Source organism: Singulisphaera acidiphila DSM 18658 (assembly GCF_000242455.2).
GTDB lineage: Bacteria > Planctomycetota > Planctomycetia > Isosphaerales > Isosphaeraceae > Singulisphaera > Singulisphaera acidiphila.
In genome coordinates, this window is the sequence record NC_019892.1 from 695,864 (window position 1) to 710,655 (window position 14,792).

General features: G+C 64.2%; 14 protein-coding genes. 4 read left to right on the forward strand and 10 right to left on the reverse strand.

Features of this window, described 5'->3' with window-relative positions; genetic code table 11:
* Positions 1–78: 78 nt before the first annotated feature.
* Complete coding sequence (locus SINAC_RS02695; RefSeq protein WP_015244164.1) at positions 79–1,503, reverse strand: sulfatase; 1,425 nt, start codon at positions 1,501–1,503, stop codon at positions 79–81.
* A 213-nt stretch (positions 1,504–1,716) separates the two neighbouring features.
* On the opposite strand from SINAC_RS02695, the gene SINAC_RS02700 reads away from it, so the two are divergent.
* Together SINAC_RS02700 and SINAC_RS02705 are read left to right on the forward strand one after the other, a co-directional pair.
* On the forward strand, positions 1,717–2,670 hold the full coding sequence (locus SINAC_RS02700) for a DUF1559 domain-containing protein (protein ID WP_015244165.1): 954 nt from the start codon (positions 1,717–1,719) through the stop codon (positions 2,668–2,670).
* Positions 2,670–3,152: a hypothetical protein gene (locus tag SINAC_RS02705; RefSeq protein ID WP_015244166.1), complete on the forward strand. Its 483-nt coding sequence runs from the start codon at positions 2,670–2,672 to the stop codon at positions 3,150–3,152. The genes SINAC_RS02700 and SINAC_RS02705 overlap by 1 nt, the downstream gene beginning before the upstream one ends.
* A 246-nt stretch (positions 3,153–3,398) precedes the next feature.
* Here SINAC_RS02705 and SINAC_RS02710 read toward each other — a convergent pair whose 3' ends face one another.
* From SINAC_RS02710 to SINAC_RS02730, 5 genes are all read right to left on the reverse strand, one after another.
* Entirely contained in the window at positions 3,399–3,878 is a 480-nt protein-coding gene (locus SINAC_RS02710; RefSeq protein ID WP_015244168.1) for a putative molybdenum carrier protein, read from the reverse strand.
* Between the two features lie 66 nt (positions 3,879–3,944).
* A complete protein-coding gene (locus tag SINAC_RS02715; RefSeq protein ID WP_015244169.1) occupies positions 3,945–4,904 on the reverse strand; it encodes a diacylglycerol/lipid kinase family protein in 960 nt (319 codons plus the stop codon).
* Positions 4,905–4,922: 18 nt separating this feature from the next.
* Positions 4,923–5,552, reverse strand: coding sequence for an SCO family protein (locus SINAC_RS02720; RefSeq protein WP_015244170.1), 630 nt, complete (start codon positions 5,550–5,552; stop codon positions 4,923–4,925).
* A 35-nt stretch (positions 5,553–5,587) separates the two neighbouring features.
* Positions 5,588–6,787 (reverse strand): selenium-binding protein SBP56-related protein, encoded by a 1,200-nt coding sequence (locus tag SINAC_RS02725; RefSeq protein ID WP_015244171.1) that lies wholly within the window; start codon positions 6,785–6,787, stop codon positions 5,588–5,590.
* A gap of 58 nt (positions 6,788–6,845) precedes the next feature.
* Positions 6,846–7,286 carry a DUF2784 domain-containing protein gene (locus tag SINAC_RS02730; RefSeq protein ID WP_015244172.1) on the reverse strand — a complete coding sequence of 147 codons (441 nt, stop codon included), beginning with the start codon at positions 7,284–7,286 and terminating at the stop codon, positions 6,846–6,848.
* Positions 7,287–7,742: 456 nt separating this feature from the next.
* Here SINAC_RS02730 and SINAC_RS02735 point away from each other — a divergent pair, with 456 nt between their 5' ends.
* Entirely contained in the window at positions 7,743–9,692 is a 1,950-nt protein-coding gene (locus SINAC_RS02735) for a cyanophycin synthetase family protein (protein ID WP_015244173.1), read from the forward strand.
* Positions 9,693–9,890: 198 nt separating this feature from the next.
* Positions 9,891–10,193: a hypothetical protein gene (locus SINAC_RS02740; RefSeq protein WP_015244174.1), complete on the forward strand. Its 303-nt coding sequence runs from the start codon at positions 9,891–9,893 to the stop codon at positions 10,191–10,193.
* 242 nt (positions 10,194–10,435) lie between these two features.
* On the opposite strand, the gene galK is transcribed toward SINAC_RS02740, so the two are convergent.
* From galK to SINAC_RS02760, 4 genes are all read right to left on the reverse strand, one after another.
* Entirely contained in the window at positions 10,436–11,629 is a 1,194-nt protein-coding gene (gene galK / locus SINAC_RS02745; protein ID WP_015244175.1) for a galactokinase, read from the reverse strand.
* A 95-nt stretch (positions 11,630–11,724) separates the two neighbouring features.
* The gene (gene metK / locus SINAC_RS02750; RefSeq protein WP_015244176.1) at positions 11,725–12,906 is read right to left on the reverse strand and encodes a methionine adenosyltransferase; all 1,182 of its coding nucleotides are present in this window, start codon (positions 12,904–12,906) and stop codon (positions 11,725–11,727) included.
* Between the two features lie 314 nt (positions 12,907–13,220).
* A complete protein-coding gene (locus SINAC_RS02755) occupies positions 13,221–14,267 on the reverse strand; it encodes a DUF1559 domain-containing protein (RefSeq protein WP_015244177.1) in 1,047 nt (348 codons plus the stop codon).
* 224 nt (positions 14,268–14,491) lie between these two features.
* Positions 14,492–14,686: a hypothetical protein gene (locus SINAC_RS02760; RefSeq protein ID WP_020467403.1), complete on the reverse strand. Its 195-nt coding sequence runs from the start codon at positions 14,684–14,686 to the stop codon at positions 14,492–14,494.
* Positions 14,687–14,792 lie beyond the last annotated feature (106 nt).

Here is a 14,792-nt window from a genome sequence, read left to right on the forward strand (position 1 = left end):
AAGTCGAAGTGATCGCTAACAACGGGCCTGGCCGTGCTTGAAGTACGGCCGGCCCGTGTCTTTTGGGAGAATCGTCTCTCAATTTGCCGCTGGCGTGGCGCGGCTTCCTGGTCCCCACAAGGGGCGGGCAAGCTGGCCGCTCCAGTCCTCCCAGGCGGCGAGGAGTTCCTTGGCCTTGTCCGGGTTCTCCGTGCTCAGGTCGTTGGTTTCCCCGATGTCCTTGGCGAGGTTGTAAAGCCGGAACGGGGTGACGGGAGGTCCGGAGCGTGCGTCTGACTGGGCGCCGGCGAGGTCGACCGTCTGGTCATAGCGGACGAGCTTCCAGTCGCCCCGGCGGATGGCCGCCTGGTCGCCCAGGCGCCAGTAGAGGGTGTCGTGGGGCGGTTGGTCCGACTTACCGTTGAGGTGAGGCAAGAGGTTGACGCCGTCGAGCTTCCATTCCGGCTCGGCGTCGACGCCGGCCGCCGCCAGGGCCGTCGGCAGGATATCGAGCTGGATAATCGGTTGGTCATACACCTTGCCTGCGGGGAGCGTGCCCTTCCAGCTCAGGACGAACGGGACCCGGACACCCCCTTCGAGGGTCGTCCGCTTCGAACCGCGCAACGGGTCGTTCTTCGAGCCGTTGGTCGTGGTGCCCGCCATCGTCGGGCCGCCGTTGTCGCTGAAGAAGATGATGAGCGTCTTTTCCTCGAGCCCGGCCGCCCTGAGCCGCTCGATCACGTTGCCGGCCGCTTCGTCGAGGGCGGAAAGCATGGCCGCGTACGTCCTCCGCTTCGGGTCCTCGATCGAGGAGAACCGGGCGACCCGATCTTCGGTCGCGTCCATCGGGGTGTGGACGGCATTGAAGCTGAGCTGCAAAAAGAACGGGTGGTCTTTGTGCCGGTCGATGAACGACAAGGCCTCGCGGGAGAAGGCGTCGGTCAGATAGGCCTCCTCCTTCACGACCTCGGTGCCGCGATACACGTCGCCGCTCTTGCTGGCGAAATAGGTGTGCTGACCGCCGAGGAAGCCGAAGAACTCATCGAAACCACGCTTCTGGGGATGAAACTTCGCCTCGGAGCCGAGGTGCCACTTGCCGACGAGGCCCGTCGCGTAGCCGGCCGCCTTGAGCCGGTCGGCCAGGGTCGTCTCCGTAACCGGTAAGCCCACATTCTTCGCAGCCGCCGCCCCACCACCCCCGCCCGGGTTGAACTCGTGTCCGAACCGCTGCTGGTAGCGGCCCGTCAACAGGCCGGCACGCGTCGGGCTGCAATACGGACCCGAGACATATCCGCTCGTGCAGCGCACCCCGCCTTGCGCCAGGGCGTCGAGGTGGGGCGTCGGGATATCGCGGGCCCCTTGAAAGCCGAGATCGCCATAACCCAGGTCGTCGGCAACGAGCAGCACCACGTTGGGCCTGCCGGCCGGTGCGTCCGACGCGATCCCGGTGCCTTGCCCCGCACCGACCGTCGCGAGCGCCGCGAGCCATGAATTTCGCAAGACGCGTCTGATTCCTGGTTTCATCAAAGCCACCTCGAAGTCTGTTGTCACCCGTCCCCGATCCTCTCCGTCGCGGCCAGCCCGCGACTGTCGCTTGAGAGGAACTCTAACGAATCTCAATTACATTGGTCAAGATGGTGGGGTTTGTCCTTGACAAAGCCGATCAAGAAAAGAAGAATGGGTTTCGTTCGATGACGAAGTGGCAATCAAGGCCGGGTCTCTCAGAGGAGAATCACGATGCGGAGTGGACAGGAGCCGGTAGTTCGCTTTGAGACCTCGGTGCCTTGCTGCCGACGGACGGGGTTCACCTTGATCGAGTTGCTGGTTGTGATCGCGATCATCGCGGTTTTGATTGCGTTGTTGCTGCCGGCGGTGCAGGCGGCCCGTGAAGCGGCGCGACGGATTCAGTGCACGAACAACCTGAAGCAGCTGGGCCTGGCGTTGCACAGTTACCATGACGTCCACGGGCGGTTCGCTCCTGGTTCGACCGGAGTGACGAATCCGGGGGGCTACCAATACCGTCAGCCGTTCATCACGTCGCTCCTGCCGTTTATCGAGCAGGGGAACCTCAGCAACAGCTTCAATTTCAACCTTTCGTTCCAGGAAAACCAGAACTCTACGACTCGCGCGGCTCGGGTGAATGTTTTCGACTGCCCTTCCGACCAGCAGGTTGTGTTCGTGAACAACGGGGGGGGCGTGAGCGACGTCAAGGGGAACTACGGCGTCAACTGGGGCCAGAACACGTATTCGGACCAGGTTTTGGCCGCGCCTTTCGCCTTGAACTACGGCGCTTCTCTGGCCGAGTTGACCGACGGGACGAGCCAGACGTTTCTGATGTCGGAGTTGATCCAGACGCCGCACCCGGCGGGCCAGCCGGTCGAAACGATCGACCGTCGCGGGCGGGTCTGGAGCGAGCAACCCTCATCCCACCAGATTTCGACCCGGCTCGGACCGAACAGCCAGACCCCGGACTATGGCGCTTGCTGGGTGACCGTGAAGGCTCCCTGCAATCGCAACACCGGCGACGGCCCGAACCATTACATCGGCTCACGGAGCGTTCACCCCGGCGGAGTCAACGTGCTCCTCGGCGATGGCTCGATCCGTTTCGTGAAGGACTCAATCGCGTTGCCGACCTGGCGGGCTCTGAGCAGCCGGGCCGGGGGTGAAGTGATCAGCGGAGACTCTCTCTAATGCGTACCGAAACGAAGCGTCAATCCGGCTTGGTTGGGGCCAAGCTCGTTCGAGGTGTTGCACTTGCGGTCGCGTTGGTCATGGTCGGTTGTGCGGACGAAGGGCCGGCCCGGCAGCCCGTCTCCGGGATCATCACGCTCGACGGCAAGCCGCTTCCCTCGGGTTCGGTCACGTTCGCCCCGCTGGACGGCGCGACGGCGGCCACTGCGGAAGTCCGTGACGGCACCTACCAGATCGCCCGATCGGTGGGGCCGGCTCCGGGCCGTTACCAGGTCGAGATCAACGCTGTGAAGCCGACCGGGAAGCGGATCAAGCACCCCGACCTCCCCACCGAGACGATCGACGAGGTCCGCAACGTCATCCCGGCGCACTACAACGTCCGGACGCAACTTGCGATCGTGGTCACGTCGGACGGAGACAACGCGTTTCCGTTCGACCTCACCACGTCGCGACGGGTGGCGTCGCGAACTCGAGGGCGGTGAGAGTCTGTCCCAGAAGGCGAATCGCACCGGAGTTTTTGATGATCTTCCGGTTGCCATGCGGTTCCGTACTCGGACCCCATGCGGGAAAGCCTTGGCCTGTGGGGTACACGGGGTCCGAGTACGGAACCCGTGGCACCCAAAGTTCCTTCATTTCCCGGTGAAGCCTGGCCTTCCGAGACAGGCGGTGAGAGACGGAGAGGGAGGGGGCATCTTCGATGTCCCCTCTTTCTTCTTTTCTCGATGGGGCTATTTGTCCCGCATGCCTGCCCTTCGCAAGGCGGCAAAGGTGCGATCCAGGAACGCTTCAACGAGAGGGCCGATGCGCGGGGCGCGCGAGGCGCGATCGCCGGCGACGACGAGGGTCGCCGTCTCGAACACGCTCAGCCAGGCGACGACTTCCGCCGGCGGTGTGAACCCTGGGTTGATCGTGAGAAAGGGTTTGGCCAACTCGCGGCAAGCGGCGAATGTGTCGGCGGCCTCCGTGGAGTCCGGGTCGCCGAACCAGAAGAGGCCGTCGGCCCGGCGGAGATTGGCGCGGATTCGCCTGGCGTCGTCCATGGGGAATTCGATCGCCCCATAGAGTGCGCCGACCCGAGGCGCGGGGCCGTCCTCGGTCAGAAACCCGTGTGGCATATATCCGGCCGTCACAATCCCGGCCCGGCGTGCCGCCACCCAGGCCGCCTGCTCCGCCCCCGTCTGCCCGCCCGTGACGACTTTTTGGATCATGCCAACCTCTTGATTCAGATTCAGATCCGTTCGCAGGGGAAGGATCGGAGAGCCGCTGGACTTCATTCAGGCTGGGGCTTCAGCGTCCTGCGGCACGATCACGTGGAGGGCCTGGGGGACGACCGTCACCGTGACGGGGGTCTCGCCGATGATTTCGCCGTCGGCCTGCACGGGCAAGGAACGCTTGGTGGTGGCGATGACGACGCGATGTTTGGCGGTCAGGTAGCGGACGTTGGCGTTCTGCTTGTGCTGGCCGAGGATCACGTGCCAGAAGAGGGTGATGTAGTGCCAGAGCGAGCGGGCGCGGACGATGCAGACGTTGACCCGGCCGTCGTCGGGGCGGATGTCGGGGCCCCAGCGGAACGGAGGCTGGCCGAGGATCCCGCTGTTGGCCACCACCACCTGCGAGGCCCGCGAGCGAACGAAGCGCTCGTCGCTCTCGATCAGGAACCGCCGGGGCTGGAACCCGAGCAAGCGGGTGAAGGCGGTCCAGAGGTAGGCGACGCGCCCGAACCGCCGCTTGGCCTCGCGAGCGGTGTCGCGGATCATCATCGCGTCGATACCGACGCCGACCTGGGTGAAGTAGCACTGATCCCCCACCTTCATGGCGTCGATCGCCGTGACGGCGTGCGCTCCGGCCAGGAGTTGGCAGGCCCCTTCCAGGTCGATGGGGATGCCGAGCTCCCGCGCGAGGACGTTTGCCGTGCCGAGAGGGAGGATCCCCAGGGGCGTCTCCAGCCCGACCAGGCCGTTGGCGACCGCCGAGATCGTTCCGTCTCCCCCACCCGCGACGATCAGGTCATAGCCCCCCTGCTCCGCCGCCTCGCGGACCCGCTTCGCAATCGCCTCGCCGGGACTGGTTTCGTGGATCGTGTAGGCGGCCTCGTCCCCCGAGGCGTCGTCGCTCTTGGAAAACGTTCGCGCCAAAGCGAGGCGCACGGCGGCTACCGTGCCCTGGCCGGCGGCCGGGTTGAGGATGACGAAGGCTCGTCGCGATCGCGAACGGGGGGGCGAGAGATTGGGCAATGAAACGTCCTCAAGGGGTCAGTGGCCAGTCTCTTCGGACAGCACGGTTTGCACGTCATGCAAGACGGACGCCGGCTTGAGGAATTCGAGGTTATAGATCTCCCGCTGCCGACCTTGCGGGTCGACCAGGAAGATTCGCGAAGGGTGGTCCAGTGTACCCGAGGGGCCGATCTTCGCCCACATCCCCCAGGCGGCCACCACCTTGGCCACCCTGTCCGGGGGCCCGGTCAGGAAGTGCCAGGTGGCGGGGTCCGCGTCGTAGTTCCGGGCGTAGGCGGCGAGCGCCTCGGGCGTATCGCGCTCGGGGTCCAGGCTGATCGAGACGAACTCAACCCGTTTCGACCAAAGCCCCGCCTCCTTGAGCGCTCGCTGGACGCGAGTCAGGCTGAACGTCGTCGCCGGACAACTGCCGCTGCATGTCGTGTAGATGAAGCTGACGACCACCGCTTTGCCCCGCAGGTCGGCCAGGACAAATGGCTTTCCCGCTGCGTCGATCAACTCGACCGAAGGCGCGGGGCCGATATCGGCGAGGGTACTTGGAGGCGGCGTCTTCTTCTCTTCTGCGGCGCTCCCAGCCCCGAGGAGCGGGCTCGCGACAAAGAAGGCCAGGAATAAGGTTTGAATGGATCGGCCTTGGAGCGTTCTCATGGTCTCCCTCTCCTTGGCGGCGTCTTGGGTTCTCGTCAGTTGATGAGCATGTCATGCCCTCGCGCTGGGCCGGTGGGGAGCTTGTTCAGGTCGACGTTGAAGAATGGGTCGACCTTCATGCCGTCGGGGCCGACGTGGACGAGGCGGACGTAGAACCGGCCGGCGTGGTCCAGGGTTGAGAGCAGCGAGTTGGTCACGTACATCCGCTGGCCGTCGCCGGTCAGGTGCATCATGTTGGGCTGAACGACCGGAGAGACGGTGCTGAAGAGCTTGGGTTGGTCGGGGTCGGTGACGTCCCACTGCTGGATCAGGTTGTCGCCGAAGCAACTCACGAACAGGTAGCGGTCGTCGGGGCTCTGACGCAGGTCGGCCGGTAGCGCTCTGGTCTGAGCGACCTTCTTGAACTCGTAGGAACCGTCGGCTCGACCTCGAAAGAGCCAGATCGAGTTGTCGAGCGCGCAGTTGGTGAACCCGTAGTTGTTCTCGGGCTTCAAGCTCCAGCGCACCTCCAGGGGAGCGAGCCCTGTCTTGCCGACTTGGAGTGGCTTGCGCTCCTTGAAGTCCCAGACGACCATCTCGCTGCCGAAGTCTTTCAGGTCCATCTGTGCCAGCGGCTTCTTGTAGTTCCGCAACGGGGTGAAGCTGCTGGAGACCATGCGGTTCAGGCCGGGCTTGATCGCCACGTCGTAGCCGTAGGGGGCGTCTTTCGGGTTGTCGATCCGGCGGATGAACTTGCCGTCGTTGGTGAACTCGGCCATGCCGGCGGGAAGCCCGCCGTCGGCCGCCCCCAGGAAGTTGATCAGCATTCGGCCCGGCAGCGCGTAATACGTGTGTGGGCCTGAGAGACCGGTCTTCTGGGGAATGTCCTCGAGGATCGTTTCGACCCTCGGCTTGGCGGGGTCGGTGGCGACGTCGATGATCCAGACCCGGCTCGAGAGCAAGCCTCCCGCCCAGATCCGGGTCCGGTCGTCGGTGAAGCCCCAGTGATGGGTCTCGTTCCCCTTGGTGCCGAGGTCCAAGGTGTGGATCATCGTGCCGTAGGACGCGCTGTCGGGGTTGACGTCGATCACGGCGACGAAGTCGTTGTCCTTCGCGTCTGCGTCCACACAGAAAACGTAAAGAAACTTCTCGGGGCGATCGAGACGCTTCACGAACGGCGACAGGCACGTCTCGGCTGCCGCTAACGTTGGCGTGAGCAGGGCGATCAGCAGCCAGAGGGCACGAGTTCCTGGCATCGGACACTCCTTCACGCGGGGGCGGCAAGAGCCGGTTAGGGGACGCCCCTTTGTCAGGTCAAGGGGCGTGATGTGGGTTGTTTCCTTGGGGCATTTTGACGGGCTCACGCCAGGGCCAGCGGGGCGGTCCCAGCAGAAAGGCCCCCGCGACGGCCAGTCCGAACAGGGTGTAAGCGACGGTGAAGACCCAGGGCTCCGCCTCGAAGAAGATCAGGTGGTGCGCCCAGTAACCGATGAATGCCCCTGGATAGGTCTGCTGCCCCGCCTGCCGTCGCAGGTGGTTCTCCAGGATCGTCAGCGGGCACATCATTCCGGCCAGCGTTTGCGCGGTGACGACGGCGATCGCGGACAAGTGAAGGGTCCGGAACCAGAAGTTCCGCACCCAGCTCCAACCTAACACGAGCCCGACCACGATCGCCACCATCCCGAAGACGACGAAGGCGACGAAGCAGGCGTGAAACAGGACGACCAGGTCGGCCGAGATGCGGGCCCAGGGCATTGACGATCCTCCGGTGAAGCTGTGAGTCGGGGAGAGTTCCTTCTCATTTTGCTCTGTGCATTGACGATGCGGACGTACCATTCTTTCAGGTAGCTTTAAGTGCCTGTCTCGGAAGGTCAGGCTTCACCGGGGAAAAGGGACGTTTGGGTGCCACGGGTTCCGTACTCGGACCCCGTGCTCCACAGGCCAAAGCATTCCCGCATGGGTTCCGGGTACGGAACCGCATGGCACCCGGAAGGTTATCAAAAACTCCGATGCGATTCGCCTTCTGGGACAGACTCTAAGTCTAACCTTCCGGTCGGGAACGGAAATGGGGAACGACCGGATTGGCTGGTTGGCTTGGCCCTCGACGTGGAGTCGGCGAGCGATCGGACCCGCCCGATGCGGGAGACGAAGGTGTTGGTCGAGAATGACGCGTTGCGGCGGTCGGATCTTGTGTCGAGGAGTTTCGAGGGGATGGAAATTCGCAAAGTGTTGGCGCTTCGTGGGCCGAATATCTGGGCTCGGTTCCCTGTTCTGGAGGCGTGGGTCGACCTGAAAGAGCTGAAGGACTCGCCGTCGAATCAACTGCCGGGGTTCAACGAGCGGCTCATGGCGTGGCTCCCTGGGATGATCGAGCACCGGTGCAGTCTCGGCCGCCCGGGCGGGTTCTTTGAGCGGCTTCGCGAGGGCACTTACCAGGGGCACATTCTGGAGCACGTCACGCTCGAATTGCAATGCCTGGCGGGCACCCCCGTCGGCTTCGGCAAGGCACGCGAGACGGCGGAAGCCGGGGTCTACAAAGTCGTCATCGAATACGAGGACGAGGCCGTCGGTCGAGCCTGCCTGGAGACGGCGCACCGACTGCTCCAGGCGGCGGTCCTCGACCTGCCGTTCGTCGTCGAAGCCGAGGTTGCCCGGCTCCGTGACGTGGCCTGCCAGTCGTGTCTGCAACCGGGCGCCCGGGCGATCGTCGAGGCCGCTCTGAAGGCTGGGGTCCCCTGCCGCCGGCTTGACGCGGAGCATCGCGTCGTCTTGGGTCAGGGGCACCGCCAGCGCCGGCTCCTGACGACCGAGGCCGACCCTGGCGGTGAGTCCAGTCTCGCCTCGCTCTTCCCCGAGGGGGAGGACGGCCGCATCCCGGTCGTCGGCGTCACCGGCGTGAATGGCAAGACGACCGTGACCCGGCTGATCGCCCGAATCCTGCGCGAAGCCGGGCGGACCGTGGGGATGACCTGCACCGACGGCATCTTTGTGAATGAGAGTCGCCTTGAAATCGGAGATTGCAGCGGGCCGCAGAGTGCCCGCATCGTGCTGCAAGATCCTCGCGTTGAGGCCGCCGTGCTCGAAACCGCGCGGGGGGGGATTCTCCGCGAGGGCCTGGGGTACGACCGGACCAACGTCTCGGTGGTTACGAATATCGGCGAGGGGGACCACCTTGGTCTGAGCGACATCATGACGCCGGAACAACTGGCCGACGTCAAAAGCACGCTGGTCGATGTCGTCCCGCCCGATGGGACCGCCGTTCTCAATGCCGCCGATCCGCTCGTCGCCCGAATGGGGCAAGCTTGCCGAGGCTCGCTCTTCTATTTTGCGCTCGACGGCACGAACCCGATCGTCGTCGAGCATCGCGCCCAAGGGGGCCGTGCCGTCTTTTGCCGTGACAATGCGGTCGTCCTGGCCGAGGGAAGCCACGAAGAGGTCTTGTGTCCCCTGTCGTGTGTCCCGTTAACCCGGGGCGGTCGGATCGGCTTCCAGGTTGAGAATGTCCTGGCTGCCGTGGCTGCTGCTCAGGCGTTGGGGGTGCCGCACGACACGACCCGCGCCGCGCTCGAGGCGTTCGAGAGCAACATGGAACTGACGCCCGGCCGGTTCAACGTCGTGGAGGTGAACGGGGCGACGGCGATCTTCGACTACGGTCACAACCCGTCGGCTCTGGTCGCGCTGGTGGAGGCGATCGAGTCGTTCCCCAGCCTGACCCGCAGCGCTGTGTTCACCGTTGCCGGCGACCGGCCGGACGAATCCATTTTGAAACAGGCCGCTTTGCTGGGCGACGCCTTTGACCACGTCCTGATCTACGAGAGTCCTGACTGCCGACGCGGTCGGGCCGAGGGCGAGACCTTCACCTTGCTCCGCCTCGGCCTCGCACGCGGGGGCCGCGTCAAGCAGGTGACGGAACTCGATGGCGAGTTCGCGGCCATCGAGGCCGCCCTCCTGGCTCTCCGCCCTGGCGACCTCACCCTGATCCAGGTCGACTCCGTCGAGGCGGCCCTCGAGCACTCCAGGGCGTTCATCGCGGCACTTGCCACGCCCACGCCGCCACGGTCGGAACGTGACATCGAACCCTCGTTGATGGGGGGGCCGCGTCGTCACGGAGAAGAGGTCGTCCCGGCTACGGCCACCCTGGCGGATCTCAGCGATGGGTGAGGATCGCCTTGGCGTTTATCACTCGCTGAAAAAAAAGACAACCTTGAGGACTCTGTCCTGTGTTCTTTACTCTCACGAGTGATTAGCATAAGCGTCACGTATTTAGGATGATCCTGGCGTCGAATTCCCAAGACGACCTACGTCTCTCCCCCCTAAGAACTCGATCATTGCTCGGCAGTTCTCTCGGAATCGAAGAAGATGATGATTGAATTGACCAACGTGCGTCGTGGTCGGATCTTTGCCGTTCCCTACCGCGCCAACCAGGCTGGGATGGCTTACGCGATTCCAAGCGGGTGCGTCGTCGAGCGTCTGAACCCAGGCCAGGGATCTCAGGTGCCCGAGTGCGTGCCGGAATTCTTCGCGCTGGACGTGCAGGGTAAGCCGGCCTCGCCGAATGCGCCTCGGGAGGATGTGTTCTTACTCCCGTTGAGCGGCATTTATCGGACCCCCTCGGGCGAGGCTGCGGCGGTCTACGGGGCGACCGTTCATCGGATCAATTAATCGATTCGATTGAATTGATCCGATTTCCCTGGGACCGCGGACGACCCGCACGCATTTTTATTTCAAAACGAATGATTTAAGAGCGGGTGGGGGCCCTCGTGGGGTGCCCCACCCCTTGGTTGCGCCCCGAAGGGAAAGGGGTACCCACTTACGCCAACCCGCAGGTCAAACGGCTTTCGTTGTCGGTGTGTCTTCAGCCTTGACGCCGTTCTGAGCCTTCACCGACAAAGCGAGTAGAGGCTCTAAAAGCCGGAGGCGCCGGCGGCGGCCTGGCAGATGTGGACGTCCGGAACGATGGCCGTCCGTCTCGTGTAATGGTGACGGACCGCTTCGGCGAAGTCGTCGGCTTCAGCTGCGTCGACGAGGTTGACCGTACAGCCCGCCCAGCCCGCGCCCGAGAGCTTGCCGCCGAGATAGCCGGGGGCTTCCTCGGCCGACTCGATCAGGGCTTCCAGATACGATGAGCTGTTGCCGAAGTCGTCACGGCTCGAGGCGTGTGACTCCGACATCAGGTGGCCGAGCTTCGCGGAATCGCCGGCGCGAAGGGCTTCGGCCCCTTGCTTGACCCGTTCGTTCTCGGTCAGGACGTGTCGGGCTCGGATTCGACCGATCGTGTCGAGCTGGCTCCAGGCCGCTTGCAACTCTTCGACCGTGACGTCGCGGAGCCAGGTGACCGCCTCGGGGCCGCGCTTGGCCTGGAAGTAGGCGACGACCCGTTCGCACTCCGCGCGTCTCTGGTTGTACATCCCGTCGGCCAGCCGCCGTGAGGTCTTTGAGTCGCAGATGACGATCGCGGGGGGAGGATTGCCCAACGAGAGCCGCTCGTACTCGAGGCTGCGGCAGTCGAGGCTCAACGCCATGCCCGCGCGGCCGAAGAGGACCGAGAACTGGTCGAGGAGCCCCGACTGGACCCCGACGAACTCGTTCTCACCCCGTCGGAGCAGCTTGGCGAGCGCCATCCGCGCGGGGTCGTCGAGGTCGGCCTCCTGGCCGGTCAGCCCGGCCTTGAACAGGAAGAGGGCCAGGGCGGCTTGCAGGCTCGCCGAACTGGAGAGGCCCGCCCCCAGGGGGACGTCGCCGGCGATCGCGGCCTGGAATCCGCCTTGAAGCGGCCCGTGGGCTTCGCCCAGGGCCCAGACCACCCCCCGGACGTAACGGCCCCAGGTCCCCGGTTCCCCCGGTTCGAGGGCCTCGAAGGCGAACCGGTCCGGTTCCGCGAATCCGATCGAGTGGACTTGCCCTTCGCGCTCGGTGATGACCCGGCCGGCGATGACCGTGCCACGGTTGATGGCCGTGGCCAGGACCAGGCCGCCATTATAGTCGGTGTGGTTGCCCAGCAGCTCGACCCGGCCGGGGGCCTGGGTCAGGACGGTTGGCTCGAGGCCAAACGCCTCGGCATAGGACGCGCGTGCGGCCTCGAATAACGGCGACGGCATGGAAAGCCTTGGTCCAGTAAAACAAGAAGCCCGTCTTCCCGGGAGAAAACGGGCTTCGGTCGGGACGTTTTGAGGATCCGTTCGGTTCGACCCGATCAGGCGGTTGCCAGGGCGCTGGTCGCCTGGCGGAGGGCGTCGGCCTTGTCGGTGCGTTCCCAGGTGAACTCGGGTTCCGACCGTCCGAAGTGGCCGCCGCTGGCGGTCTTCTGATAGATCGGCCGACGCAGGTCGAGGTGCTTGATGATGCCCGACGGGGTCAGCGGGAAGGTCTTGCGAACCAGGTCGGCGATCTGGGCGTCGGCGATCTGCCCGGTGCCGAAGGTGTCGACATGGACGCTGACCGGCTCGGAGACGCCGATGGCATAGGCGAACTGGATTTCGCAGCGATCGGCCAGGCCGGCGGCCACCACGTTCTTGGCGACGTAGCGGGCCATGTAGGCGGCCGAGCGGTCGACCTTTGTGGGATCCTTGCCGCTGAACGCGCCACCGCCGTGGCGACCTGCGCCTCCGTAGGTGTCGACGATGATCTTCCGCCCCGTCACGCCTGCGTCACCGCAAGGGCCGCCGACGACGAATCGGCCGGTCGGGTTGATGTAGTACTTGGTCTCGGCGTCGACCATGTCCTTGGGGAGCACGGGCAGGATCACCTGCTCCTTGATGACCTTGCGAATCTCTTCGATCGGCGTCTCATCGGTCTGCGTCGAGACGACCACCGCGTCGATCCGGACCGGCTTGCCGTCGACGTACTCGACGGTGACCTGGCTCTTGCTGTCGGGGCGGAGCCACTTGATCGTGCCGTTCTTGCGGAGTTCGGTGATCCGGTTGATGATTCGATGCGACAGGGCGATCGGCATCGGCATCAGTTCGGGCGTTTCGTTGGCGGCGTAGCCGAACATCAGGCCCTGGTCGCCGGCCCCGATGTCCTTGCCCTTCTCGGCGTCGTCGTTGACCCCCTGGGCGATGTCGGGCGACTGCTTGCCCAAGGCCACCATCACCGCGCAGGTCTTGGCGTCGAAGCCCATCTCGCTGGAGGTGTAGCCCACTTCTTCGACGACCTGCCGGACCACGCTGGCGTAGTCGACGGACGCCGTGGTCGTGATCTCACCCGCCACAACCACCAGGCCGGTCGTCAGCAAAGTCTCACACGCCACCCGTGCGTACGGATCCTGCTTGAAGATCGCGTCGAGGATGCCGTCGGAGATCTGATCGGCCATCTTATCGGGATGGCCCATCGAGACCGACTCGCTCGTGAACAAATAACGGTCTTGTTGGGGCACGGAAATGTCTCTCCTGCAACCTCAAAAGGTGGAATGGCGGCGGCGGGTCGGTTGGCGTCCTCCGCCTTGGAGATCCTGGCGATCCTTGCCAAGGGCGTTTGCGTGACAAGTCTATCAGGGCAATGGGGAATATGTAAAGGTGGCCCGGATGATCTGGTTCTGCGGAGAAGCCCGGGGGCGTCGCCATCGAAGAGGAAGAAGAAGGTCTATCGCGCCGCGCCGAGCTCTTGGAATCTGAGAAGGGGAGCCGGAGTGCTCCCCTTCCCCTTTGATCGACCCAGAGTGCGTTTGCATTGGTGCGTTGAAGCGTCGGCTCAGTACGAGTCGGAGCTGATGGTTTCGCCGCCGTCACGGGTGCCGAGCGCCCACCAGGTCACCTGCGAGATCGAGTCTTTGACGAACCGGACGCTGCCGTCGCCCAGCAAGGTGTTGACGCCGCCGGAGTGGTTGCTCGACGCCTTGTTGAAGTGAGCGTTGCCCGCCGTGCTGCAGCAGTCCAGCCGGCAGTGATTCCAGCCGTTCTGCTTGGAGTTGGGGGTTACGATGGTATTGAACATCGTGTATCCCTCGATCCCGTTCGCCCAGTAACGGCCGCGATCGGTGCCGATGGTCGCGTCCGTGCCTGACTGCCATGCGGAGTTGCACGCGGTCAACGCCGCCTGGATCGCGGCTGGGTTCGTGCTGGCGCTGATCATTTGCTGGATCGTTCCGGTGTCGCCGCCCGCGTTGCCGACTCCGTTGCCCGGCTTGCGCATCCCGGTGCTGGTGTAGTCGCCTGCCAGGCCTTCGGAGAAGGCGATGGTGTTGCTGCTTCCATCCGTGACGCTCTCGATCCCATAGCACATCCGGAAGGTGAACATCCCCGAGCTTCCGGTCCGATTATTCGCGGGCGTGGTCCCCATCGAGGCGTGATAGCTGTTGAGGTTGGTCTGGCCCGCGTTGCCGTCGGAGGGACAAAGAAACGTGGCGAGCTTGGAATTGGCCGCCGTGGAGTTGACCGGCCCGGCGGTTGCGCCTTGCGCGTTGCGACAACCGTAGTTGAAATTGATCGCGTTGTAGATGGCCGTTTGTTCCATCGCGGGGAGCATCAGGGCGTGCGCCCCCCAATTGTTCCACGGCACTTGGGTGGTCGGGTCATCGGCCGCGAGCGACGCTCCCAACGGGAAGACGTTGTTGGTCGACAGATAATTGTGCATGGCCAACCCAAGCTGCTTCAGGTTGTTCGTGCACTGCGAACGACGGGCCGCCTCGCGGGCCGCCTGCACGGCCGGCAATAGCAAGGCGATCAGGACGGCGATGATCGCGATCACCACCAAGAGCTCGATCAGCGTGAATCCCCGCTTGATGCTTCGACTTGTCATGAGAGATCCTCTAACGAATCAGGAAAAAGGGAAAAATGAACATCTTCAGCGATCGATGATCGCCAAGCGGACCCTTTCGGAGGACAGTCTGCCCTGAATTCGCAAAGGCCATGGCGGGGCCTTCGGACGTGGATTGTGTCCTGTCCTGGCACCGAAGCGATTGCTGAAGCGGGCGGTCGAGGACGGCCCGTGGGCGTGGGTGTGTGGGGCGGTGCGCGGCCTTCTTACTTCTTGCGGGCTTTCGATTTCGATTTCTCGAACTCGACCATCTGTTTGCGGATATCCTCGTCTTGCTTCGTGGGCCCCGGCGTGGCTTGCGGTTCGCTGCTGCTTTCGCCGCAACCGCTCAGGGACAGGGTGAGGCCGGCCATCAACACATAGAGGCAAGCGCTGATCAGGATGAATCGAAGAGAACGCACGTTAGGGAGATCCTCCTTGCGAAAAAAAAACGAAAAACAGCCCCGCACCAGTCATACCCTAATGACTTAGTGTATGGGTTGATGAGAATGCAGTTGTGTTTTTGTC

Coding starts and splice junctions, on each gene's coding strand:
- SINAC_RS02695 (WP_015244164.1), bottom strand. CDS start 1,503: ATGAAACCAGGAATCAGACGCGTCTTGCGAAATTCATGGCTCGCGGCG.
- SINAC_RS02700 (WP_015244165.1), top strand. CDS start 1,717: ATGCGGAGTGGACAGGAGCCGGTAGTTCGCTTTGAGACCTCGGTGCCT.
- SINAC_RS02705 (WP_015244166.1), top strand. CDS start 2,670: ATGCGTACCGAAACGAAGCGTCAATCCGGCTTGGTTGGGGCCAAGCTC.
- SINAC_RS02710 (WP_015244168.1), bottom strand. CDS start 3,878: ATGATCCAAAAAGTCGTCACGGGCGGGCAGACGGGGGCGGAGCAGGCG.
- SINAC_RS02720 (WP_015244170.1), bottom strand. CDS start 5,552: ATGAGAACGCTCCAAGGCCGATCCATTCAAACCTTATTCCTGGCCTTC.
- SINAC_RS02725 (WP_015244171.1), bottom strand. CDS start 6,787: ATGCCAGGAACTCGTGCCCTCTGGCTGCTGATCGCCCTGCTCACGCCA.
- SINAC_RS02730 (WP_015244172.1), bottom strand. CDS start 7,286: ATGCCCTGGGCCCGCATCTCGGCCGACCTGGTCGTCCTGTTTCACGCC.
- SINAC_RS02735 (WP_015244173.1), top strand. CDS start 7,743: ATGGAAATTCGCAAAGTGTTGGCGCTTCGTGGGCCGAATATCTGGGCT.
- SINAC_RS02740 (WP_015244174.1), top strand. CDS start 9,891: ATGATGATTGAATTGACCAACGTGCGTCGTGGTCGGATCTTTGCCGTT.
- galK (WP_015244175.1), bottom strand. CDS start 11,629: ATGCCGTCGCCGTTATTCGAGGCCGCACGCGCGTCCTATGCCGAGGCG.
- SINAC_RS02755 (WP_015244177.1), bottom strand. CDS start 14,267: ATGACAAGTCGAAGCATCAAGCGGGGATTCACGCTGATCGAGCTCTTG.